Raw genomic sequence first — 19,373 nt, forward strand, 5'->3', positions numbered from 1 at the left:
TTGGACCAGTTAATACTTGATTTGACGCCCACCCCCTTGCCGGCCTTCGACAATTTCCTGGCCGAACGCAACCGCGAGGTGATTACCGCGCTGACGGCCGAGGCCGGCGAGCGCTTCATCTATCTGTGGGGCGAGCCCGGCTGCGGCAAGACGCATCTGTTGCAGGCCTGGATCGCCCACGCCGAGCGGCTGGGGCGCGCCTCCATCTATCTGGATGGCAAGACCGAGCATCTGCCGGACTTCGCGCGCGAAGCCAGCTTCATCGCCGTCGACCATGTCGACGACCTGGCGCCGGACGACCAGATCACTCTGTTTTCCTTCTACAACTCGCTGAAAGAGAGCGGGGAGTCGCGGCTGTTGATGGCCGGCCGCCAGCCGCCGATGGCCTTGGCGGTGCGCGACGATCTGCGCACCCGCCTGGGCTGGGGCCTGGTGTTCGAAGTCAAGGCGCTGTCGGACGAGGACAAGCTGGCCGCCTTGCGCAGCCACGCCGCCAGCCGCCAGCTGTCGATTCCGGACGATGTCTACCGCTACCTGCTGACCCATTGGCGGCGCGACCTGTCCAGCCTGATCGGCATGATTGACATATTGGACCGCTATTCTCTGGCCATGAGGCGGCCGATCACCGTGCCGCTGGTGAAAAACGTTTTGCAAACCGCAAGCCCGGAACCATGACCGACACTTCTGCATTGCGCAATCTGGCGCTGTTCGACCTAGACCACACCCTGATCGCCGGCGATTCCGATTTCGAATGGCCGCGCTTCCTGATCCAGCGCGGCATTCTGGAGCAGGCGCATTACGACGAGCGCAACAATTATTTCTACCGGCAGTATCAGCAGGGCACGCTGGACATCCACGAATACCTGGTGTTCGCGCTGGAGCCCTTGAAGCGTTTCAGCCGCGCCGAACTGGACGCCTTGCATGCGGACTACCTGGAACAACACATCAAGCCCATCATCACCCGCAAGGCGCGCGATTTGCTGGCCGCGCACGCGGCCCAGGGCGACGAGATCATCATCATCACCGCCACCAACCGCTTCATTACCGGGCCTATCGCCCGCGAGCTGGGCGTGGAGCATCTGATCGCCATCGAGCTGGAGGAAGACGAGCAGGGCCGCTTCACCGGCCGCGTCAGCGGCGTGCCCAGCTTTCAGCAGGGCAAGATCACCCGTTTGCAGCAGTGGCTGGACGAGCGCGGCCTGAGCATGGACAGCTACGGCCAGAGCTTTTTCTACAGCGACTCGCACAACGATCTGCCCTTGCTGAAGCTGGTGGATCATCCAGTGGCGGTGGACCCGGACGACACCCTGCGCGCCCACGCCGAGCAAGAGGGCTGGCGGGTGATTTCGCTGCGCGATTGAGGCGCGGCAATTATCCACAGCGGCGGCTGAATAACCTTGTGGATAACTGTGTGGATCGCTTGCCAGGGCTTGGCTTTTGCTGGCAAAGGTTAAAAAAGCGGCAGCCTCCAATCATGGCGCGGATCTTGATAGTCTGGGTTGAAAGCCTTGCCTGGCGCGGCTTTCGCCGGCTTGAGTTTCGAGCGGCGCCGATGAAATGGGGCCGGCATTCGAAAGCCTTTATAAAAGATGGGTTTAGACGGCTTTGTTGACAACTCTGCGTAGTTTTCGCCGCTAAGCGCCTGTTTGAGGGCGCGGCGGCGGCGGCGCGTAGCGGAGCCGGTTGCTGAACCGGCATGGATGCCGCTAAAGTTCAGCGTTTGCAATCGTTTTTCGGAGAACCTCCTCGTGTGGTCAATCATTGAAGCGGCCGGCTGGCCGATCTGGACCATCATCGCCGCCTCGGTCGTGTCGCTGGCGATTATCTTTGAACGCTTGTTCAGCCTGAGGAAGAGCAGCGTGGCGCCGGAGGGCCTGCTGGGGCAGGCTTTGCAGGAGTACCGCCGCGCCGGCGCCAGCGAGGAGCTGTTGCGCAAGCTGCAGGAGCATTCGCCGCTGGGCCGCCTGTTCTGCGCCGGCCTGCGCAATGTCGGCGGCAATCGCGAAGTGATGAAGGAAGCGATCGAGGACGAGGGCCGTGTGGTGGCGCATCAACTGGAGCGCTTGCTGACCACGCTGGGCACCATCGCCGCGATGGCGCCCTTGCTGGGCCTGCTGGGCACGGTGATCGGCATGATCGAGATCTTCGGTTCGCAGTCGCCGGCGGGCAACAACCCGCAAGCATTGGCGCACGGCATTTCCATCGCGCTGTACAACACCGCCTTCGGCCTGATCGTCGCCATTCCCAGCATGATGTTCTATCGCCATTTCCGCTCCAAGGTGGACGGCCTGCTGGTGGAGATGGAGTCGCAAGCGGTCAAGCTGGTGGAAGTGCTGCACGGCGAGCGTAAAAACGGGGGTTGAGCATGAATTTCCGCCGAGGCCGCAGCCGCGAAGAGCCCGAGATCAACTTCATTCCCCTGATCGACGTGCTGCTGGTGATCCTGATCTTCCTGATGGTCACCACCACTTATTCCAAGTTCGCCGAACTCAAGATCAATCTGCCGGCCGCCCAGGGCGAGCAGGCCAAGACCAAGTCGTCGGAAATCACCGTGGCGGTGGCCGCCAACGGCGAAATGGCGGTGGGCGAGGCCAAGTTGGCCGCCGGCGACAAGGCGGCGCTGTTGAGCAAGCTGAAGGACGACGCCGCGGGCAAGAGCGATGTGATCGTCATCGTCAACGCCGACGCCAAAGCCACCCACCAATCGGTGGTGACGGTGATGGAGGCGGCGCGCGAGGCCGGTCTGAACCAGCTGACCTTCGCCACCCGTTCGCAATAGCCGTATGCATTGGATAGAACGGCAATGGTATCGGCCGCGCTGGTGGCTGACGGCCCTTCTGGCTCCGCTGGAAGGGCTGTTTGCCCTGTCGGCGGCGACCAGGCGGCTGGCTTACCGCCGCGGCTGGCTGCGCGCGGAGCGCCTGGCCGCGCCGGTGGCGGTGATCGGCAACATCAATGTGGGCGGCGTCGGCAAGACGCCGCTGACCCTGGCCCTGTTGCGCGATTTGCAACAAGGCGGCGTCAAGGCGGGGGTGATCAGCCGCGGTTACGGCGGCAGCCACCGCCAGCCCACGCTGGTGCGGCCGGACAGCTCGCCGGAAGAAGTGGGCGACGAGCCGCTCTTGCTGGCCGCCGCCGGCGCGCCGGTGGTGGTGGGGCGCGACCGGGTCGCCGCCGGCCGTCATTTGCTGGCGCTGCATCCCGATTTGGAATTGATACTGACCGACGACGGTCTGCAGCATTACCGCTTAAGCCGCGATCTGGAGATCGTGGTGCTGGACGGCGCGCGCGGCGGCGGCAACGGGCGGCTGCTGCCGGCCGGTCCCCTGCGCGAGCCGTGGTCTCGGCTGTGCTCCGTCGGCGCGGTGGTGATCAACGGCGGGGACGCCGCCGGCCTGGCCTTGCCGGCCGGGCCGCGGCGTTTTGCCATGCGTTTGCGTCCGGCCGCGCTGCAGCGGCTGGACCGGCCCGAGGAGACGCGGGCGGCGGCGGATTTCGCCGGCTTGCGGCTGGCGGCGATGGCCGGCATCGGCCACCCGCAGCGCTTCTTCGACACGCTGGCTGGCCTGGGCCTGCGGCCTGAGCTTTGCCTGGCCTGGCCCGACCATCATCAATTCGCCGCGGCGGACCTGCCGGCCGACATGGACGCGGTGATCGTCACCAGCAAGGACGCGGTCAAGCTGCGGCGGGTGATTCATGATGCAGCGCAGCGTGCTAGACTATGGGTTTTGCCGGTTCAGGCGGAGTTGGAGCCTGATCTGAGCGCTTGGATTCTGGATCGACTGAAGATAAAACATGGACGCTAAATTCCTGGATATTCTGGTGTGCCCGCTGTGCAAGGGCCCGCTGGTTTTCGACAAGGCCAAGCAGGAACTGGTCTGCAAGGGCGACCGACTGGCTTACCCGATCAAGGACGGCATCCCGATGATGCTGGAAGCCGAAGCCCGCGAGCTGGCGCCGGAAGAAGAAATAAAATGAGCCGCGGCTTTTGCGTGGTGATCCCGGCGCGTCTGGCGTCCAGCCGCTTGCCGGGCAAGCCGCTGGCCGATCTCGCCGGCAAGCCCATGGTGGCGCGGGTCGCCGAGCAGGCGGCCAAGAGCGGCGCGACGCGGGTGATCGTGGCCACCGACCACGCCGATGTGCTGGACGCCTGTCGCGCTCACGGCGTCGAGGCGTTGATGACGCGCGCCGACCACGCCAGCGGCACGGACCGGCTGGCCGAAGTGGCGCAGGCCTTGAACCTGGCCGACGATGAGATCGTGGTCAATGTCCAGGGCGACGAGCCGCTGATCGATCCGGCGCTGATCGATCAGCTGGCGGCGCTCCTGGCCGCCGGCGACGCGCCGGTGGCGACGCTGGCGCATCCGTTCCGCGACGCCGCCGACATGTTCAATCCCAATGTGGTCAAGACGGTGCTGGACCACGCCGGCCGCGCATTGTATTTCAGCCGCGCGCCGATTCCCTATGCCCGCGACGCCTTCGCACAGGATGCGAGCGCGCTGCCCGCGGACCTACCGGTGCTGCGGCATATCGGCATGTACGCCTATCAGGCGGGTTTTCTGAAGACCTATAACCGTTTGGAACCGGCGCCGCTGGAGCGTTTCGAAGCGCTGGAGCAGTTGCGGGTGTTGTGGCACGGCTTCGCCATCAAGGTGGCGGTGGTCGAGTCCGCGCCGCCGGCCGGCGTGGATACGCCGGAGGACCTGGAGCGGGTGCGCCGCTTGCTGGGCGCCGGACGGAACTCATAAGCCGGGCCGCGTCGGCGCGGCCCGGATTTCGATATCAAATCATCTTATTCAAATTGACGGAGCGATCTTCATGCGACTGATCCTGTTGGGGGCGCCTGGCGCCGGCAAAGGCACCCAGGCCAATTTCATCAAGGAAAAATTCGGCATCCCGCAAATCTCCACCGGCGACATGCTGCGCGCCGCGGTCAAGGCCGGCACGCCGCTGGGCCTGGAAGCCAAGGCGATCATGGACGCCGGCGGCCTGGTGCGCGACGACATCATCATCGGCCTGGTCAAGGAGCGCATCGCCGACGCGGATTGCGCCAACGGTTTCCTGTTCGACGGCTTCCCGCGCACCATTCCGCAAGCCGAGGCGATGATCGCCGCCGGCGTGGACATCGATTACGTGGTGGAGATCGACGTGCCGGACGCGGCCATCGTCGAGCGCATGGCCGGCCGCCGCGTGCATATGGCCTCCGGCCGCACCTACCACATCAGCTTCAACCCGCCCAAAGTGGCCGGCAAGGACGATGTGACCGGCGAAGAGCTGGTCCAGCGCGACGACGACCGCGAAGAAACCGTGAAGAAGCGTTTGTCGATTTACCACGAACAGACCGCGGTGCTGGTGGGCTTCTACGGCGAGCGCGCCGCCAGCGGCGACGCCAAGGCGCCGAAATACGTCAAGATCGACGGCACCCGCGCGGTGGAAGTGGTGCGCGACGAGGTGCTGAAGGCGCTGGGCGCCTGAGAACCTGTTCCGGGTTCTCCAAGAAGACAAGCGGGCCTTATGGCCCGCTTTTCTTTTGACGTGTAGAGAAAGGGCTGGCGCGGCGGCGGCAACAGGCGGACAATTGAACCCGGAGCCCGCGAGCGGCTCCAAAAGTTTTTGTGCGTCAAGCCGGCGCGATGCCGGCGCAAGGATAATACCTATGTATCACGGGGAACGTTTCAACGGGATTTCCCATTTGATCGGCACTTTGCTGGCCATTACCGGCCTGGTGGTGCTGGTGACCATGGCCGCGCGCGAGGGCGACCCCTGGAAGGTGGTCAGCTTCAGCCTGTACGGCGCCACGCTGGTGGCCTTGTATCTGATTTCCACGCTGTATCACAGCTTCCGCGGCCGCGCCAAGGCGGTGCTGCAGAAGTGCGACCATTCGGCGATCTATCTGCTGATCGCCGGCAGCTACACGCCGTTCGCGCTGGTGACTTTGCGCGGCGCCTGGGGCTGGAGCCTGTTCGGCGTCAGCTGGGGCCTGGCCGTGTTCGGCATCATCCAGGAACTGACCCTGGGCCGGCGCACCCGTTTGCTGTCGATGATTCTTTACGTGGTGATGGGCTGGCTGGTGCTGGTGGCCTTGCCGCCCTTGATCGAGTCCTTGCCCAGCGGCGGCCTGTTCTGGCTGGCCTTGGGCGGGATTCTGTACAGCGTCGGCATCTATTGGTTTCTCAACGACGAGAAAATCCGCCACGGCCACGGCATCTGGCATTTGTTCGTGCTGGGCGGCAGCGTCTGCCAGTTTGTCAGCGTCTTGTTCTACGTGGCCTGAGCCGAGGCTTGAAGTCCTCCGCACCGCGGCGGGACGAAGAAGAAGGGCGAAACCAGCGCAAACGCTGCTTTCGCCCTGTTTTATTGCGGCGTGGACGCTGGCGCTCGCTCAGGCGTCCGGCAAGTCCTGCAGCCGGCGCTCCTTGACCAGGGTTTCCAGCGCGCGCACCACTTCCGGATCGAACTGGCTGCCGGAGCGGCCGGAAATGTATTCCATGGTGTCGTGCAGCGTCCACGGCTCCTTGTAGGGCCGCTTGTTGAGCAGGGCGTCGAATACGTCCACCACCGCGACGATGCGCGCCGACAGCGGGATTTCGTGCGCTTTCTGCTTCCTGGGGTAGCCGTTGCCGTCGAAGTGCTCGTGGTGGCCGCCGGCGATTTCCGAGCCCAGGGACAGATAACTCATCCCCTCCACCATGCTGGCCGATCTGGCCAGAATCTGCGCGCCTATGGTGGCGTGCTGCTCCATGATCACCCGTTCGTCCGGGTCCAGCTTGCCTGGTTTGAACAGGATGTGGTCCGGCGTGCCCACCTTGCCGACATCGTGCAGGATGCTGGCCATGCCCACCATGTCCATGAATTCCTTGCCCATCAGTTCCGGATAAGCGCCGTTGTCCCGCATCTGCCCGGCGATGGCGTCGGTCAGCCGCTGCACGCGCAGCACGTGATTGCCGGTGTCGGTGTCTCGGAATTCCGCCAGATCCGCCAGCGCCACCACCGTGGCCTCCTGCGCGCTGCGCAGCTGGCTGTAGAGGTAGAGATTGTCGTAAGCGGCGGAAATGCGTTGGCAGAACACGTCGAGCAGATCGCGCTCCACTTCTTCCAGCGGCCATTGCGGGGTGAAGTGGATGATGAACTCGCGGCCGTTGCGCGAGGTGATGTAGAGCACGTCGTAGGGGTGTTGGTAGATGCTGCGCTTCTCGGCGAAGGAACGCAGGATCACCTGCTCCAGCTCGGGGAAGGGACTCAGGTCGCCGCTTTGCCCCAGCGGTTCGTAATTGCCGGAGGCGGCCAGGATTTCCAGTTCCGGCCGGCCGTTGCTGCTGTCGTTGCGCACGCAGAGGATGCCGTCGCTGCCGATGTCCAGCAGCGCGCTGATCTGGCGCAGCACGCCGGAGGCGAACTCGCGCAGCGAATACAGCTGGTACAGATCGGACGCGCTTTCCAGGATCTTGGACAGGCCTTGGCGGTTCTTCTCCAGCGACAGCAGGTTTTCGTAGGCGCGCAGCGAGGAGATGATGGTGGTGAACAGCTTTTGCACCGTCAGCTCGGTCTTGGTCTTGTAGTCGTTGATATCGTAGTTGAGGATGACTTCCTGCTCCGGCGCCTGTCCGGGCTGGCCGGTGCGCAGCACGATGCGCACCAGGCCGTTCTTCAGGTCCTGGCGGATCTGGTGCACCAGCTTCAGGCCGGCATCCTCGCTCTCCATCACCACGTCCAGCATGATCAGCGCGATGTCCGGATGCTGGCGTACCACTTCGTAGGCTTCCTTGCCGGAGTGGGCGCTGAGCAGTTCCAGCGGCCGTTCTTTGTAGCGGATGTTGCGCAGCGCGATGCGGGTGGCGGTGTGCACGTCCTTCTCATCGTCGACGATCAGGATTTTCCACGGGTGGCGGCCGTCGCCGGCGGCGGAGGCTGGGGAGGACGCAGACGGAGCGTCATCATCGTCCAGCAGCCAGTCGTCTTCCTGGTTGGTGATGTCGCTCATGCTATGTTCTCCTTGCTCTGATTGACCGGGGCGGAGCAGGGCATGGTGATGGTGAAGGTGGTGCCTTTATTCACTTCGCTGTGCACCTCGATCGACCCGCCCAGGCGTTGCCGTACGATGTTGTAGACGATGTTGAGCCCAAGACCGCTGCCGCCGCTGCCGCGGCGGGTGGTGAAGAAGGGGTCGAACACGCGGCTCAGGTTTTCCGGCGGAATGCCCTTGCCGTCGTCGCTGAGCGTCAGCGTGATGTAATGCGGATTGTTGCGCCTGGCCTCGATCAGGATTTTGCCGCTGCTGCGGTTTTCAAAGCCGTGCACCAGGGAGTTGACCATCAGATTGGTGACCACCTGGGCGAAGGAGCCCGGATAGCTGTCCAGCAGGATGTCTTCCTCGCACTGCACGCTGATGGTGGTGTTGGCGTGCTTGAAGCGCGGCTTCAGGCTGGTGATCACCTCGTTCAGATAATCCTGCAACTGGAAGCTGCGCCTCGCCTCGCTGGTCTGATCCACCGCCACCTGCTTGAAGCTGTGGATCAGGTTGGCCGCGCGCTCGGCGTTGGACAGGATCAGATCGCTGCATTCCTTGGCGGTGTCCAGATAAGCCTGGAAGTCGCTTTTCTTGACGGTGCCGCCGTCCACCTTTTCTATGATGTGGCTGGTGGCGGTGCCCAGATGGGAAGCGGTGGTCAGGGTGATGCCCACCGGGGTGTTGATCTCGTGGGCGACGCCGGCCACCAGGCTGCCTAGCGAGGCCATCTTCTCGGTTTCCACCAGGGTTTGCTGCGCTTCCATCAACTGGCGGTAAGCTTCTTCCGCGCGGTCGCGCTCGGCGCGGGCCACCGCTTCGGCCTCGGTGCGCTTGGCCAGATCGCCGGCGGTGCGAGCCACGATGCGGTTGAAGCCGTTGACGATGCCGCCGATCTCGTCGTCGGCGACGTGGGTGACTTGGGCGCCGCTGGCGTCCGGCGCGCGGATGGCGGTGTTCAAGGCCTGTTGCAGCCGCGCCAGCGGCTGGAACAGGAAGCGTTGCAGATTGAAGGACATGATCATGAAGATCATCACGTCCAGCAGCAGGATCTGGGCGGACAGTTCGATCAACTGGTCGCGCTGATGCTTGGCCAGCGCCTGGCGCGACAGATAGACGGTGGCGTTGCCCAAGTGCTCCTTGCCCTGGTAGACGATGGGAATGTTGAGCATGTCGTCGGAACGCGGCTCCTCCGACGGCGGCATGTCGCGGATGCTGCCGTCGCTGTCATGGCTGCGGCCCAGGCTGAGCCCGGATTCCCCCTTGACGCTGATGGCGATGATGGATGGCCAGCTCAGCTCGCTGTCCAGCGTCAGCCTGACGTTTTCATCGTCCAGCTGCCAGACGCTGTGCGGCAGCGACATCGCCAGGCGGGCTTTGACCGCGGCGCGTTGGGATTGGTAATCGGCCTCATTGCGTTCCTGGTTGTGCAAATAGGAAAACAGGCCCGTCGTCCCCAGAATGGCGGTGATCCAGGCCATCAACCAGAACATCAATTTGGTTTTTATGCTTTTCATTATGTTCACAGTTCCAAGTGCCCACACTGAATCCTAGGCAGTTCTGGCGCGAATACCAAATCCGGATGCGCGCGGAGCTAGCCGCCGCCGTCGGCGCTCAGCGCCGCGGCGGGCTTGGCGCGCGGGGCCAGTTTTTGCAGCGCCAGCCCGCTCAGGATCAGGCCCAGACCGACCAGGGTGGAGGGCAGGATGGCCTCTCCGATCAGGAAATGAATCAGCGCCAGCGACAGCAGCGGCGACAGGAAAATCAGGTTGGCGATGCGGGCGGTGCTCGGCGTCAGCTTCATCGCCGTCAGCCACAGAACAAAGGTGAAGCCCATCTCGAAGGCGCCGACATAGGCGGCGCCGGCCAGGCCCTGCCAGGCCACCAGGCCCAGCTGTCCGGTATAGGCGCACCAGGCCAGGCTCAGCGGCAGCGAGAAGGCGAAATTGAGCGTCAGGCCTATCACCGGCTCGCGCGCGTCGCGGGCGTTGAAAATCCAGTAGCCGGCCCACAGCAGGGTGGAGGCCAGCGCCAGCGCCACGCCCAGCGAGTCGGAAAAGCGCAGCTCCAGCACCTGGCCGCGGGTGCCGATCACCAGCACGCCCAGATAGCAGACCAGCGCGGCGGCGATGTCGCGGCGTTGCAGCTTTTGTTTGAGCAGCGGCACCGCCAGCAAGCTCATGGTCAAGGCCCAGGTGTAGTTGATGGCCTGGGCCTCCTGCGCGGGCAGCAGCGCGTAGGCCTGGAACAGAATCAGATAATACAGCGCCGGATTGACGGCGCCGAAGATCAGGGAGGCGCGCCAGTGGCGGCGCAGGGCCGGGGCGAGCTCCGGCAGCCTGCCCTGGACGGCGAGCAAGCCCAGCAGGCAGAAGAGAGAGGCGGCGCTGGCGTAGAGCACCAGCTGGGCCGGGCTGAGGTGGGCGAGACTGATCTTGAAGGCGCTGGCCACCGTGGACCAGGCCAGGACGGCGGCGAGTCCGTAGGCGTAAGCTTTAGATTGTGACTGCAAGGTAATCCCCAGGGTGACGGATGAGGGGCCGCGGGACGGCCATGCCGCCGGCCCGCGCGCCGATGACCCATTCTAATGCAAATGGATTTCCCCGGGGGCTTGCGGGGTCTTGGATCTAGGTGGCCTGTTCCTGCGCGCGTTCCTGGATCAGGCGGTTCAGCATCAGGCTGGCGCGCCAGGCGGTGTCGGAGGCGGACAGGCCGATGGGGCCGCCGGTTTCCATTTCGAAATCGTCGCCGGCCAGGCCATGGATGTGCACGGCCAGGCTGGCGGCTTCGAACGGCTCCATGCGCTGGGCCAGCAGCGCGGCGATGATGCCGGTCAGGACGTCGCCCTGGCCGGCCACCGCCAGCGCCGGGCCGCCGCTGGTGTTCAGATGGTAGAAGCCGTCCGGGCCGACGATCAGGCTGCCGGCGCCCTTGAGCACCACCACGCAGTTGAAGTGGTTGGCCAGCCGGCGCGCGGCCATCAGCCTGTCCTTTTGCACCGTCTCGGTGCTTTGTCCCAGCAGGCGAGCGGCTTCCGCCGGATGCGGGGTCAGCACGGTGCCGGCCTGGCGTTTGGCGATCAGGGCGGCGGCGGCGTGGTCGTTGGCCAGCAGGTTCAGCGCGTCGGCGTCCAATACCAGCGCCTGCGGCAGCTGGATGACTTGGTCCAGCAGGCGGCCGGCCCGTTCTTGCTGGCCCAGGCCGGGGCCGACGGCCAGCACGTCGGCGTCGGGCAGGCCGGCCGCTTCGTCCAGCGCGGAAATCATCAGCTCCGGCACCACCGGGTCCACCGGCAGCCGGTTGTCCAGCGGGCAGACATGGACTTTGCCGGCGCCGCAGGCCAAGGCGCTGCGCCCGGCCAGCAGCGCCGCGCCCAGCATGCCCGGCGCGCCGCCTATTACGCAGACGGTGCCGAACAGGCCTTTGTGGCTGTTGCGCGGCCGCAGCAGCGCGCGGACGTCCGGCTGGTTGATGCTGCCGTCCGCCGCGGGGATCAATCTGGGCGGGCAGTCCAGCAGTTCCAGTTCCACATTGCCGGCCAGATCGGCGCCGGAGGCGCTGAACAGGCCGGGCTTCTGGCACAAAAAGGTCAGGGTGTGGCTGGCCTGGATCGCGGTGTTGGCCGGCACGCCGGTATAGGCGTCCAGGCCGCTGGGGCAGTCCAGCGCCAGGATGGGGCTGCCCAGCTGGTTGATGCGGTCGATCAGCGTGGTCCATTCCAGGTCGAAGTCCCGGCTCAGGCCCACGCCGAACAGGCCGTCTATGACCAGTTGCGGCGCGCGGTAGTCGCGCGGCAGATCGAACATCACATGGCCCTGGGCCTGCTCCAGCTCATGCAGGGCTTCCGAGGTGGCGGGGCTAGTGGGCTGGGTGGGCACCAGCACGTCGACGCGGAAACGACGGCGCATCAGTTCCAGCGCCGCGTACAGCGCGTCGCCGCCGTTATTGCCGGGGCCGGCGCAAATCAACAGCCGGGACGCGCTGGGCAGGTGGTGGCTGACCCAGTCCGCGGTGGCCATCGCCGCGCGCTGCATCAGGTTGTAGCCGGCGTCGGTGGCTTGGCGCTCCAGTTGGCGCAAGGCGTCCAGGCTGAGAATGCTTTGGTCTTGTGTCGGCATCCCAAGATTCCTCTTTGACCGGGCCGCAAGCGGCGCGGCGGCTGGCTAGGGGGCCGCGGGGCGGTCCGGGGCGGGCTCGCCCCAGCGCGGCGTCAATTGATTGTCGATGCGGAGCTGATCCAGAATTCGCGCCACCACGAAGTCGATCATATCGTCCACGGTCTTGGGATGAGTATAGAACCCCGGAGACGGCGGCAGGATGACAACGCCGAGACGAGCCAGCTTGAGCATGTTTTCCAGATGGATGGCGGAGAACGGCGCCTCGCGCGGCACCAGCACCAGCTTGCGCTGTTCCTTGATGCTGACGTCGGCGGCGCGTTCGATCAGATTGTCGCTGCTGCCCTGGGCGATGGCGGCCAGGGTGCCCATCGAGCACGGGCAGACCACCATGGCGTCGGCCGGGTTGGAGCCGGACGCCACCGGCGCGAACCACTCTTCGCGGCCGAAGACCGCCAGCTGGCCGTCGCGCGCGCCGCTGCGTTGCATCAGCCATTGCCGGGCTTCGGCCGGGCGCGAGGGCAGGGTCAGGTCCATTTCCTGTTTGGCCACCACTTGCGCGGCCTGCGAATACAGCACCCAGACGCGGACGCCGGCGGCGATCAGGCAATCGATCAGCCGCAGGCCGTAGGGCAGTCCGGAGGCGCCGGTCAGGGCAACGGTGACGGTTTGGATCGGGCGCATGAATGTCTCCTGTAGGCGGGCGGCCCGAATGCGTTCAGTTCTGGCGGTAGAGCTGGCGATGGCGCACCAGCACCTGTTCGGCGGCGAACAGGCGGGCAAGGTGTTCCGTGATGTAGACCGAGCGGTGCTGACCGCCGGTACAGCCGACGGCGACGGTCAGATAGCTGCGGTTTTCCATGCTGAAACAGGGCAGCCATTTGCTGACCATCTGCTGGATGTCGTCCACCATCTGCTGCACTTCCGGCGTTTGCTGGAAGAAGTCGATGATGGGCTGGTCGCGGCCGGTGAACGGGCGCAGCTGCGGGTCGTAATAGGGATTGGGCAGGCAGCGGACGTCGAAAACGAAGTCGGCGTCCCGCGGCAGGCCGTGCTTGAAGCCGAAGGATTCGAAGATCAGGGTCAGCCGGCTGCTGTCGGCGTCCACCAGCTCGCGCACCCAGCTGCGCAGCGCGTTGGCGGACAGCTCGCTGGTGTCGATGCGGGTGCCCAGCTCCATGATCTCGGCCAGCATGTCCTGTTCCAGCAGAATGCTTTCCTCCACCGTGACGTCGGCGCCGGACAGCGGGTGGCGGCGGCGGGTTTCGGAGAAGCGCTTGACCAGGGTGGCGGGCGTGGCTTCCAGGAACAGCAGGCGCACGTCCACATGTTGGGCCCGCAGCTTTTCCATTTCCGCCGGCAAGGCGCCCAGCGACGGGCCGGAGCGGGTGTCCACGCTGATGGCAATCTGTTCGTAGCCGTAGTCGGCGTACAGCGACATCGCCTCGTGCAGCATGGTGGCCGGCAGATTGTCCACGCAGTAGAAGCCGGCGTCTTCCAGCGCGCGCAGCGCCACCGACTTGCCGGAACCGGACAGGCCGCTAATCAATATCAGGCGCATTTTCCTGGTCTCTGAGGAAGTTGGTGTGGCGTTCGATGAATTCGCGGGTGCTGTCTATGCCGCGCAGCTGCAGGATGTAGTTGCGCACCGCGGCTTCCACCAGCACCGCCAGGTTGCGGCCGGCGGCCACCGGCAGCACCACTTTGCGGATGGTGACGCCGATGATGTCCTGGGTTTCCGACTGAATGTTGAGGCGGTCCAGCGCCTGCATCGCCTGGTCGTTGGCCTTGACCAGGTGGATGATCAGCCGCAGCACCTTCTTCGGCCGCACGGCGGTTTCGCCGAAGATGGTGCGGATGTTGAGGATGCCCAGGCCGCGCACTTCCAGGAAGTCGCGCAGCAAGGGCGGGCAGCGGCCTTCCAGCGTGTCGGGGCCGATGCGGTACAGCTCCACCGCGTCGTCGGCCACCATGCCGTGGCCGCGGGAAATCAGTTCCAGCGCCAGCTCGCTCTTGCCCATCGCCGAATCGCCCATGATCAGCACGCCGATCTCGAACACGTCGAGGAAGACGCCGTGCAGCACGGTGGACACCGCCAGCGCCCGCGCCAGATAGATGCGCAGCACATCCATCAGGTAGGGGCTTTCCAGCTTGGTGGTCATCAGCGGGACGTTGTGGGTGTGGCAGTAGTCGCGCAGCAGCTTGGGCACCGGCTGGTCGTTGGCCACCATCACCACCGACATGCTCTTGTGGAACAGTTGGTCCAGCGCGGTCTTGGCGGCGGACTGCTCCAGCCGGTTCAGGTAGTCCACCTCGGCGAGGCCCAGCACCTGGACCCGGTTGGGGTGGATGAAATTGAGGTGGCCGACCAGCGCCTGCGTGGGGCGCTGTTCGTCGTTGCCTATCATATTGTCGGCGCCGCCGGTGCCTGCGACCCAGGTCAGGTTGAGCTTCTGCTGGTTTTCCTGGTACAGCCGGCGGACGCTGATGCTAGGCATTGGGCACCCAATTATTGAGCAGCTGATAGAGCTCGTCGCGCAGGGGGATGCCCAGCATCTGCTCGCGCATCTGGCGGCTGGAGAACAGCTGCGCCAGTTCGGACAGCACTTGCAGGTGCAGGTCCGTGGCCTGTTCCGGCACCAGCAGCACGAACAGGCACTGCACCGGCTTGCCGTCGGGCGCGTCGAAGGGAATCGGGGTCTTCAGACGGATGAATACGCCCATCGCGTCCTTGAGGCCGCGCGCGCGGCCGTGCGGAATCGCCACTCCCTGGCCAAGGCCGGTGGAGCCGAGCTTTTCGCGGGCGAACAGGCAATCGAAGATTTCGCTGCGCGCGATGCCCCGGGTATTTTCAACCAAGAGGCCGACTTGCTCGAACACGCGCTTCTTGCTGGCGACGTCCAGATCCAGCAGGACGTGTTCGGGTGTCAGGATTTTGCCGATGAGGTTCATATTGGATTATGCATGCGGCTGAGAAAAACCCGGCAATTCTACGTTGCCTTGATAGTACTGAAAACGGGCAAGTGCAAAGAAAAGCGGGAACCCGCAGGCCCCCGCCTTCCAATTCAAGGGATTACAGGCTGGCTTCAGGCGCCGGAGCACGGTGTTCAGACTGCTTTTCCTTGTGTTTCAGCACTTGACGGTCCAGCTTGTCGATCAACAGATCGATGGCGGCGTACATATCGGATTCGGTGGCTTCCACGTGGATGTCCTTGCCGGACAGATGCACGTTGACTTCGGCCTTTTGCACCAGTTTATCAACAGACAGAGTAACGGAAATGTCGATCACATGGTCGACATGTCGAGTAACGCGCTCCATTTTGGTTTCAACGTATTCGCGCAGGGCGGGAGTTACTTCCAGATGCAGTCCAGTTACTTTGAGGTTCATACCCTAGCTCCTTCTGGTGTTGACAGTCCGGTCGGGTCGGCCGGATCGCTGTATTCCGCCGCCTGGGTCACAGCGTCTTGCGCTGGTTGACCGGCGGTATCTGCATGGCTTCACGATACTTGGCTATCGTGCGTCTGGCAACTTGTATTCCCTGTTTGGCCAGCGCTTCGACCAGGGCGCTGTCGGACAGCGGTTTGCTCGGCGATTCGGCGTCGATCAGGCTGCGGATGTGGGCCTTGATCGCGGTGGCGGAGCACTCGCCGCCGCTGTCGGTTTCCAGCGCGCTGCCGAAGAAATACTTGAGCTCGAACAGGCCGCGCGGGCAGAGCAGGTATTTCTGGGTGGTGACCCGGGACACCGTGGATTCATGCAGGCCCAGCTCGTCCGCGATGTCGCGCAGAATCAGCGGGCGCATGGCCACTTCGCCGTGTTCAAAGAACGATTGCTGCCGTTCAACGATAGCTTCCGCCACTTTCAGGATAGTGTCAAATCGCTGCTGGATGTTCTTCACCAGCCATTTGGCCTCCTGCAGCCGCGAGGACATTTCGCCGTTGCCGCCGCGGTTTTCCGCCAGCAGCCGCGCGTACATCTGGTTGACGCGCAAGCGAGGCACGGCGCCGCCGTTGAGGGCGGCCACCCAGCGTCCCTTGCGTTTTCTGACCGAGACGTCGGGGATCACGTACTGGGTGTCGCTGGCGCCGAAACCGGCGGTGGGGCGGGGGTTGAGGCGGGCGATCAGCGCCTGGGCGGCGCGCAGCGCGGCGTCGTCCACGCCCAGCTGTTTTTTCAGCCGGGTGTAGTCGCGGTTGCCCAGCAAGGCCAGGTGGTCGCGGACGATGGCCAGCGCCAGGCCGCGCTGCGGCTCGTCCGGGTCCAGCCGCTGCAATTGCAGCGCCAGCGCTTCCGGCAAGGAGCGCGCGCCGACGCCGGGCGGGTCGAACTGCTGCAGCAGGCGCAGGCCTATCATCAGTTCGTCGGCCTCGATTTCCAGTTCCAGCGGCAGGTGGCTGGCGATGTCTTCCAGCGTCTGGCCCAGATAGCCGTCGTCGTCCAGCTCTTCAATCAGCAGCTGGACGATGGCCTGATCGCGCGTAGGCAGCGCCACTTCGCCCAACTGCGCCAGCAGGTGCTCGCGCAGGCTGATAGGACAGGGCACGTTCAGCATCGGGTCCAGCTCGTCGTCGCCGTCGCCGCGGCGTCCGCCGCTGCCCCAGTCGCTCAGTTCGCCGGTCTCCGCGCCGCGTTCGCCGTCGTCGCCGGAGGCGTCGTCGCGGCTTTCCGCCGGGGCCTCCGGTTCCTGGGCGGCGGCGTCCGGCGCTTCGCCCTGCGGCGCTTCGTCGCCGCGCTCCAGCAAGGGATTGTCCAGCAAGAAGCGCTCGACTTCGGTCTGCAGGTCGAGGGTGGACATCTGCAGCAGCTTGATCGATTGCTGCAGCTGCGGCGTCAGGGTCAGCTGCTGCGATACCTTGAGCTGAAGTGTCTGTTTCATCGCTTACAGGTGGAAGTGTTCGCCAAGGTAAACTTCGCGCACCTTCTCGTTGTTGACCAGTTCTTCCGGCTCGCCGGAGGCGAGCACCGAGCCTTCGCTGATGATGTAGGCGCGGTCGCAGATGCGCAGGGTTTCACGCACATTGTGGTCGGTGATCAGCACGCCGATGCCGCGTTCCTTCAGGAAGGAGATGATTTTCTGGATGTCGATCACCGCGATCGGATCGACGCCGGCGAAGGGTTCGTCCAGCAGGATGAAGCGCGGCCGGGTGGCCAGCACGCGGGCGATCTCCACGCGGCGGCGTTCGCCGCCGGACAGCGACAGCGCGCTGCTGTCGCGCAGGTGGCCGATATTGAGGTCGTCCAGCAGCAGGTCCAGTTCCTTGTCCAGTTCCTTGCCTTTGAGGCCGGACACTTCCAGGATGGCGGCGATGTTCTCCTCCACCGTCATGCGGCGGAAGATGGAGGCTTCCTGCGGCAGATAGCCGAGGCCCAGGCGCGCGCGCTGGTGGATGGGGTAGTGGGTGATCACCTGATCGTCCAGGCGAATCTCGCCGTCGTCGGCGCCGATCAGGCCGACGATCATGTAGAAGCTGGTGGTCTTGCCGGCGCCGTTGGGGCCGAGCAGGCCCACCACTTCGCCGCTGGCGATTTCCAGCGCCACGTCCTTGACCACGGTGCGTTTCTTGAAGCGCTTGCGCAGGCGCTCCACCTTGAGCACGCTTTGCGTCATTTGGCGGCTCCGCTGGCGGGTTTGGCCGTCGCCGGCTGGGAGGCGGTGTTCTTGGGCTGCAGGATCACGGTGACGCGGCCCTTGTTGGGGCCGGTGGCGGTGCCGCCGGTCACTTGGTAGGTTTCGTTCTGGGTGTTGTAGGTGATCACATTGCCCACCACCAGGTCGCCTTCGCGCTTGACCCGGGCGTTGCCGGTCAGCACCGCGAGGTTGGCCGCGCTGCTGTAGTCGAGGCGGCTGGACTGGCCTTCCACCCATTCGTTCTTGCCGTCCATTTTCTGGCGGAAGGTGACGATGCGGCCGGTGGCCACCAGGGTCTGGTTGCCTTGCTTGTCCTGGGTGGCGACGACTTTGTCGGCGTTGAGCCGCAAGGTGCCCTGGATGATCACCACATTGCCTTCGCAAGTGGAGACGCCCTTGATCTGGTCCATGGTGCAGCCGTTGTCGCTGGTGATTTCCATCGGCTTGGTGCGGTCGGCTTGTTCGGCGTGGGCGACGGAGGCGGCGGCCAGCGCCAGGCCGGCCAGCAGGAGACGGAGCTTATTTTTCATAAATGATCTTGGTGTGAGACAGCAGGTTCAACAAACCTGTCTGTTGCTGGTAGACGAAGCCCACGGAGTTGCCGTGCGATTTGCCCTGGAAGAATACGGTGGGCGCGGCGGAGCGGGCGATTTTCTTGCCGGTGTCGACATGCATGGCGCTGGTGACGACCTTGGTCTCCGGCTTGTCCGCGGCGGCGGGCTGGATCATGGTCGCCTTCTTGTCGAAATAGGCTTGCTGGGTCTTGTTGTTGTAACGGCCGACGTCGCCGATCAACTGGTATTGCAGCGCGCCTTGCTGGTACTGGTAGAGCTCGGGGTTTTCGAAGAAGGCGTCGTCCTTGCCCGGGTATTGCCACATGCGCGAGGCGATCAGCCGCTCGTAGAGCTTGCCTTGCGGGTCGAAGCGGGTGGCGATCAGGTGTTCGGCCACGTACTCGGGCTTGTCCGGGTCCAGTTCGCGGCGGTTGCTGTCCCAGCGCGAGACCTGGTCCAGCCACACGGTCAACAGGCCGGTCAGGCCCACCAGCAGCAGCGGGAACAGGCGGTGGGAGCGCAGCAGGCGGATCATGCCAGATACCTGGCCAGGATGGCGTCGAAGGAACCCTGGGCCTGCATGATCAGCTCGGCCAGCTCGCGCACCGCGCCCTTGCCGCCGGAGCAGCCGGTCACGTAGTGGGCGCGCTGGCGCACCAGGGCCGGCGCTTCCGGCACCGCGACGGCCAGGCCGACGCGGGTGATGATGGGCAGGTCGATCAGATCGTCGCCGATGAAGGCGCATTCCTCGGCCGTCAGGCCGGTGAGTTCCAGCAGTTCGCCCAAGGCCAGTTTCTTGTCGTGCACGCCGCCGTAGTAGTGGTCGATGTGCAGCGCCTGGGCGCGATGCTCGACGCAGCGGTCGGCGCGGCCGGAGATGATGGCCAGCTGGACCCCGGTGGATTGCAGCAGGCGCAGGCCCAGGCCGTCCTGCACATTGAAGGATTTGCTTTCTTCGCCGTGGGCGTTGTAGTAGATGCGGCCGTCGGTCATCACGCCGTCCACGTCCATGATCAGCAGCTTGACCTTGCGGGCCTGCTCAAAAATGCTTTGCATGCTTGTCCTTGCT

24 protein-coding genes are annotated in these 19,373 nt (G+C 64.7%); 9 read left to right on the plus strand and 15 right to left on the minus strand.

Annotated elements, in window-relative coordinates; translation table 11 throughout:
- Both hda and AB1Z25_RS03625 read left to right on the plus strand, forming a co-directional pair.
- Positions 1 to 675 carry a DnaA regulatory inactivator Hda gene (gene hda / locus AB1Z25_RS03620; protein ID WP_043591991.1) on the plus strand — a complete coding sequence of 225 codons (675 nt, stop codon included), beginning with the start codon at positions 1 to 3 and terminating at the stop codon, positions 673 to 675.
- Positions 672 to 1,361: a histidinol-phosphatase gene (locus AB1Z25_RS03625; RefSeq protein ID WP_107798230.1), complete on the plus strand. Its 690-nt coding sequence runs from the start codon at positions 672 to 674 to the stop codon at positions 1,359 to 1,361. Before hda ends, AB1Z25_RS03625 begins: the two co-directional genes overlap by 4 nt.
- Positions 1,362 to 1,450: 89 nt before the next feature.
- Here the strand turns inward: AB1Z25_RS03625 and AB1Z25_RS03630 are convergent, their stop codons facing one another.
- Entirely contained in the window at positions 1,451 to 1,726 is a 276-nt protein-coding gene (locus AB1Z25_RS03630) for a hypothetical protein (protein ID WP_146176567.1), read from the minus strand.
- Between the two features lie 22 nt (positions 1,727 to 1,748).
- On the opposite strand from AB1Z25_RS03630, the gene AB1Z25_RS03635 reads away from it, so the two are divergent.
- The 7 genes from AB1Z25_RS03635 to trhA all read left to right on the plus strand — a co-directional run bounded on the left by AB1Z25_RS03635 (position 1,749) and on the right by trhA (position 6,274).
- On the plus strand, positions 1,749 to 2,363 hold the full coding sequence (locus tag AB1Z25_RS03635; RefSeq protein WP_107798231.1) for a MotA/TolQ/ExbB proton channel family protein: 615 nt from the start codon (positions 1,749 to 1,751) through the stop codon (positions 2,361 to 2,363).
- A gap of 2 nt (positions 2,364 to 2,365) precedes the next feature.
- Positions 2,366 to 2,779 (plus strand): ExbD/TolR family protein, encoded by a 414-nt coding sequence (locus AB1Z25_RS03640; protein WP_107798232.1) that lies wholly within the window; start codon positions 2,366 to 2,368, stop codon positions 2,777 to 2,779.
- Positions 2,780 to 2,783: 4 nt separating this feature from the next.
- Positions 2,784 to 3,806, plus strand: a complete 1,023-nt coding sequence (gene lpxK, locus AB1Z25_RS03645; RefSeq protein ID WP_486636577.1) for a tetraacyldisaccharide 4'-kinase — start codon at positions 2,784 to 2,786, stop codon at positions 3,804 to 3,806.
- Positions 3,796 to 3,978 (plus strand): Trm112 family protein, encoded by a 183-nt coding sequence (locus AB1Z25_RS03650; protein WP_048408720.1) that lies wholly within the window; start codon positions 3,796 to 3,798, stop codon positions 3,976 to 3,978. The genes lpxK and AB1Z25_RS03650 overlap by 11 nt, the downstream gene beginning before the upstream one ends.
- A complete protein-coding gene (kdsB, locus tag AB1Z25_RS03655; RefSeq protein WP_486636578.1) occupies positions 3,975 to 4,748 on the plus strand; it encodes a 3-deoxy-manno-octulosonate cytidylyltransferase in 774 nt (257 codons plus the stop codon). Before AB1Z25_RS03650 ends, kdsB begins: the two co-directional genes overlap by 4 nt.
- Before the next feature lie 70 nt (positions 4,749 to 4,818).
- Complete coding sequence (gene adk / locus AB1Z25_RS03660; protein WP_486636579.1) at positions 4,819 to 5,475, plus strand: adenylate kinase; 657 nt, start codon at positions 4,819 to 4,821, stop codon at positions 5,473 to 5,475.
- A gap of 181 nt (positions 5,476 to 5,656) precedes the next feature.
- Positions 5,657 to 6,274: a PAQR family membrane homeostasis protein TrhA gene (trhA, locus tag AB1Z25_RS03665; protein WP_019100472.1), complete on the plus strand. Its 618-nt coding sequence runs from the start codon at positions 5,657 to 5,659 to the stop codon at positions 6,272 to 6,274.
- Between the two features lie 108 nt (positions 6,275 to 6,382).
- Here trhA and AB1Z25_RS03670 read toward each other — a convergent pair whose 3' ends face one another.
- The 14 genes from AB1Z25_RS03670 to AB1Z25_RS03735 form a co-directional block, all read right to left on the minus strand.
- On the minus strand, positions 6,383 to 7,981 hold the full coding sequence (locus AB1Z25_RS03670) for a DUF3369 domain-containing protein (protein ID WP_107798236.1): 1,599 nt from the start codon (positions 7,979 to 7,981) through the stop codon (positions 6,383 to 6,385).
- Positions 7,978 to 9,522: a sensor histidine kinase gene (locus tag AB1Z25_RS03675; protein ID WP_107798237.1), complete on the minus strand. Its 1,545-nt coding sequence runs from the start codon at positions 9,520 to 9,522 to the stop codon at positions 7,978 to 7,980. The genes AB1Z25_RS03670 and AB1Z25_RS03675 overlap by 4 nt, the downstream gene beginning before the upstream one ends.
- A gap of 77 nt (positions 9,523 to 9,599) precedes the next feature.
- Positions 9,600 to 10,517, minus strand: a complete 918-nt coding sequence (locus tag AB1Z25_RS03680) for a DMT family transporter (protein WP_486636580.1) — start codon at positions 10,515 to 10,517, stop codon at positions 9,600 to 9,602.
- Between the two features lie 115 nt (positions 10,518 to 10,632).
- Positions 10,633 to 12,123, minus strand: a complete 1,491-nt coding sequence (locus tag AB1Z25_RS03685; RefSeq protein WP_486636581.1) for an NAD(P)H-hydrate dehydratase — start codon at positions 12,121 to 12,123, stop codon at positions 10,633 to 10,635.
- 45 nt (positions 12,124 to 12,168) lie between these two features.
- Positions 12,169 to 12,804, minus strand: a complete 636-nt coding sequence (locus AB1Z25_RS03690) for a flavin prenyltransferase UbiX (RefSeq protein ID WP_107798240.1) — start codon at positions 12,802 to 12,804, stop codon at positions 12,169 to 12,171.
- A gap of 34 nt (positions 12,805 to 12,838) precedes the next feature.
- Positions 12,839 to 13,681, minus strand: a complete 843-nt coding sequence (gene rapZ, locus AB1Z25_RS03695; RefSeq protein ID WP_486636582.1) for an RNase adapter RapZ — start codon at positions 13,679 to 13,681, stop codon at positions 12,839 to 12,841.
- On the minus strand, positions 13,662 to 14,618 hold the full coding sequence (gene hprK / locus AB1Z25_RS03700; RefSeq protein WP_019104261.1) for an HPr(Ser) kinase/phosphatase: 957 nt from the start codon (positions 14,616 to 14,618) through the stop codon (positions 13,662 to 13,664). The genes rapZ and hprK overlap by 20 nt, the downstream gene beginning before the upstream one ends.
- Entirely contained in the window at positions 14,611 to 15,072 is a 462-nt protein-coding gene (gene ptsN, locus AB1Z25_RS03705) for a PTS IIA-like nitrogen regulatory protein PtsN (RefSeq protein WP_107798242.1), read from the minus strand. Before ptsN ends, hprK begins: the two co-directional genes overlap by 8 nt.
- A 121-nt stretch (positions 15,073 to 15,193) precedes the next feature.
- A complete protein-coding gene (gene hpf / locus AB1Z25_RS03710) occupies positions 15,194 to 15,508 on the minus strand; it encodes a ribosome hibernation-promoting factor, HPF/YfiA family (RefSeq protein WP_019104259.1) in 315 nt (104 codons plus the stop codon).
- A gap of 67 nt (positions 15,509 to 15,575) precedes the next feature.
- Complete coding sequence (locus AB1Z25_RS03715; protein ID WP_235084266.1) at positions 15,576 to 16,997, minus strand: RNA polymerase factor sigma-54; 1,422 nt, start codon at positions 16,995 to 16,997, stop codon at positions 15,576 to 15,578.
- Positions 16,998 to 17,000: 3 nt separating this feature from the next.
- Positions 17,001 to 17,729 carry an LPS export ABC transporter ATP-binding protein gene (lptB, locus tag AB1Z25_RS03720; RefSeq protein ID WP_227107056.1) on the minus strand — a complete coding sequence of 243 codons (729 nt, stop codon included), beginning with the start codon at positions 17,727 to 17,729 and terminating at the stop codon, positions 17,001 to 17,003.
- Complete coding sequence (gene lptA / locus AB1Z25_RS03725; protein ID WP_107798245.1) at positions 17,726 to 18,280, minus strand: lipopolysaccharide transport periplasmic protein LptA; 555 nt, start codon at positions 18,278 to 18,280, stop codon at positions 17,726 to 17,728. The genes lptB and lptA overlap by 4 nt, the downstream gene beginning before the upstream one ends.
- A complete protein-coding gene (lptC, locus tag AB1Z25_RS03730) occupies positions 18,270 to 18,839 on the minus strand; it encodes an LPS export ABC transporter periplasmic protein LptC (protein ID WP_107798246.1) in 570 nt (189 codons plus the stop codon). The genes lptA and lptC overlap by 11 nt, the downstream gene beginning before the upstream one ends.
- Entirely contained in the window at positions 18,836 to 19,360 is a 525-nt protein-coding gene (locus AB1Z25_RS03735; RefSeq protein WP_107798247.1) for a KdsC family phosphatase, read from the minus strand. The genes lptC and AB1Z25_RS03735 overlap by 4 nt, the downstream gene beginning before the upstream one ends.
- Positions 19,361 to 19,373: the final 13 nt, after the last annotated feature.

It is taken from the genome of Chromobacterium sp. HL1 (assembly GCF_057418835.1).

Excerpts from the sequence above, each read along its gene's own strand:
- AB1Z25_RS03715 (WP_235084266.1), bottom strand. The coding sequence starts at position 16,997 with ATGAAACAGACACTTCAGCTCAAGGTATCGCAGCAGCTGACCCTGACG.
- hprK (WP_019104261.1), bottom strand. The coding sequence starts at position 14,618 with ATGCCTAGCATCAGCGTCCGCCGGCTGTACCAGGAAAACCAGCAGAAG.
- AB1Z25_RS03670 (WP_107798236.1), bottom strand. The coding sequence starts at position 7,981 with ATGAGCGACATCACCAACCAGGAAGACGACTGGCTGCTGGACGATGAT.
- lptC (WP_107798246.1), bottom strand. The coding sequence starts at position 18,839 with ATGATCCGCCTGCTGCGCTCCCACCGCCTGTTCCCGCTGCTGCTGGTG.
- lpxK (WP_486636577.1), top strand. The coding sequence starts at position 2,784 with ATGCATTGGATAGAACGGCAATGGTATCGGCCGCGCTGGTGGCTGACG.
- lptB (WP_227107056.1), bottom strand. The coding sequence starts at position 17,729 with ATGACGCAAAGCGTGCTCAAGGTGGAGCGCCTGCGCAAGCGCTTCAAG.
- AB1Z25_RS03650 (WP_048408720.1), top strand. The coding sequence starts at position 3,796 with ATGGACGCTAAATTCCTGGATATTCTGGTGTGCCCGCTGTGCAAGGGC.
- hpf (WP_019104259.1), bottom strand. The coding sequence starts at position 15,508 with ATGAACCTCAAAGTAACTGGACTGCATCTGGAAGTAACTCCCGCCCTG.
- AB1Z25_RS03625 (WP_107798230.1), top strand. The coding sequence starts at position 672 with ATGACCGACACTTCTGCATTGCGCAATCTGGCGCTGTTCGACCTAGAC.
- AB1Z25_RS03675 (WP_107798237.1), bottom strand. The coding sequence starts at position 9,522 with ATGAAAAGCATAAAAACCAAATTGATGTTCTGGTTGATGGCCTGGATC.
- adk (WP_486636579.1), top strand. The coding sequence starts at position 4,819 with ATGCGACTGATCCTGTTGGGGGCGCCTGGCGCCGGCAAAGGCACCCAG.
- AB1Z25_RS03640 (WP_107798232.1), top strand. The coding sequence starts at position 2,366 with ATGAATTTCCGCCGAGGCCGCAGCCGCGAAGAGCCCGAGATCAACTTC.
- lptA (WP_107798245.1), bottom strand. The coding sequence starts at position 18,280 with ATGAAAAATAAGCTCCGTCTCCTGCTGGCCGGCCTGGCGCTGGCCGCC.
- AB1Z25_RS03735 (WP_107798247.1), bottom strand. The coding sequence starts at position 19,360 with ATGCAAAGCATTTTTGAGCAGGCCCGCAAGGTCAAGCTGCTGATCATG.
- trhA (WP_019100472.1), top strand. The coding sequence starts at position 5,657 with ATGTATCACGGGGAACGTTTCAACGGGATTTCCCATTTGATCGGCACT.
- AB1Z25_RS03685 (WP_486636581.1), bottom strand. The coding sequence starts at position 12,123 with ATGCCGACACAAGACCAAAGCATTCTCAGCCTGGACGCCTTGCGCCAA.
- AB1Z25_RS03690 (WP_107798240.1), bottom strand. The coding sequence starts at position 12,804 with ATGCGCCCGATCCAAACCGTCACCGTTGCCCTGACCGGCGCCTCCGGA.
- rapZ (WP_486636582.1), bottom strand. The coding sequence starts at position 13,681 with ATGCGCCTGATATTGATTAGCGGCCTGTCCGGTTCCGGCAAGTCGGTG.
- kdsB (WP_486636578.1), top strand. The coding sequence starts at position 3,975 with ATGAGCCGCGGCTTTTGCGTGGTGATCCCGGCGCGTCTGGCGTCCAGC.
- ptsN (WP_107798242.1), bottom strand. The coding sequence starts at position 15,072 with ATGAACCTCATCGGCAAAATCCTGACACCCGAACACGTCCTGCTGGAT.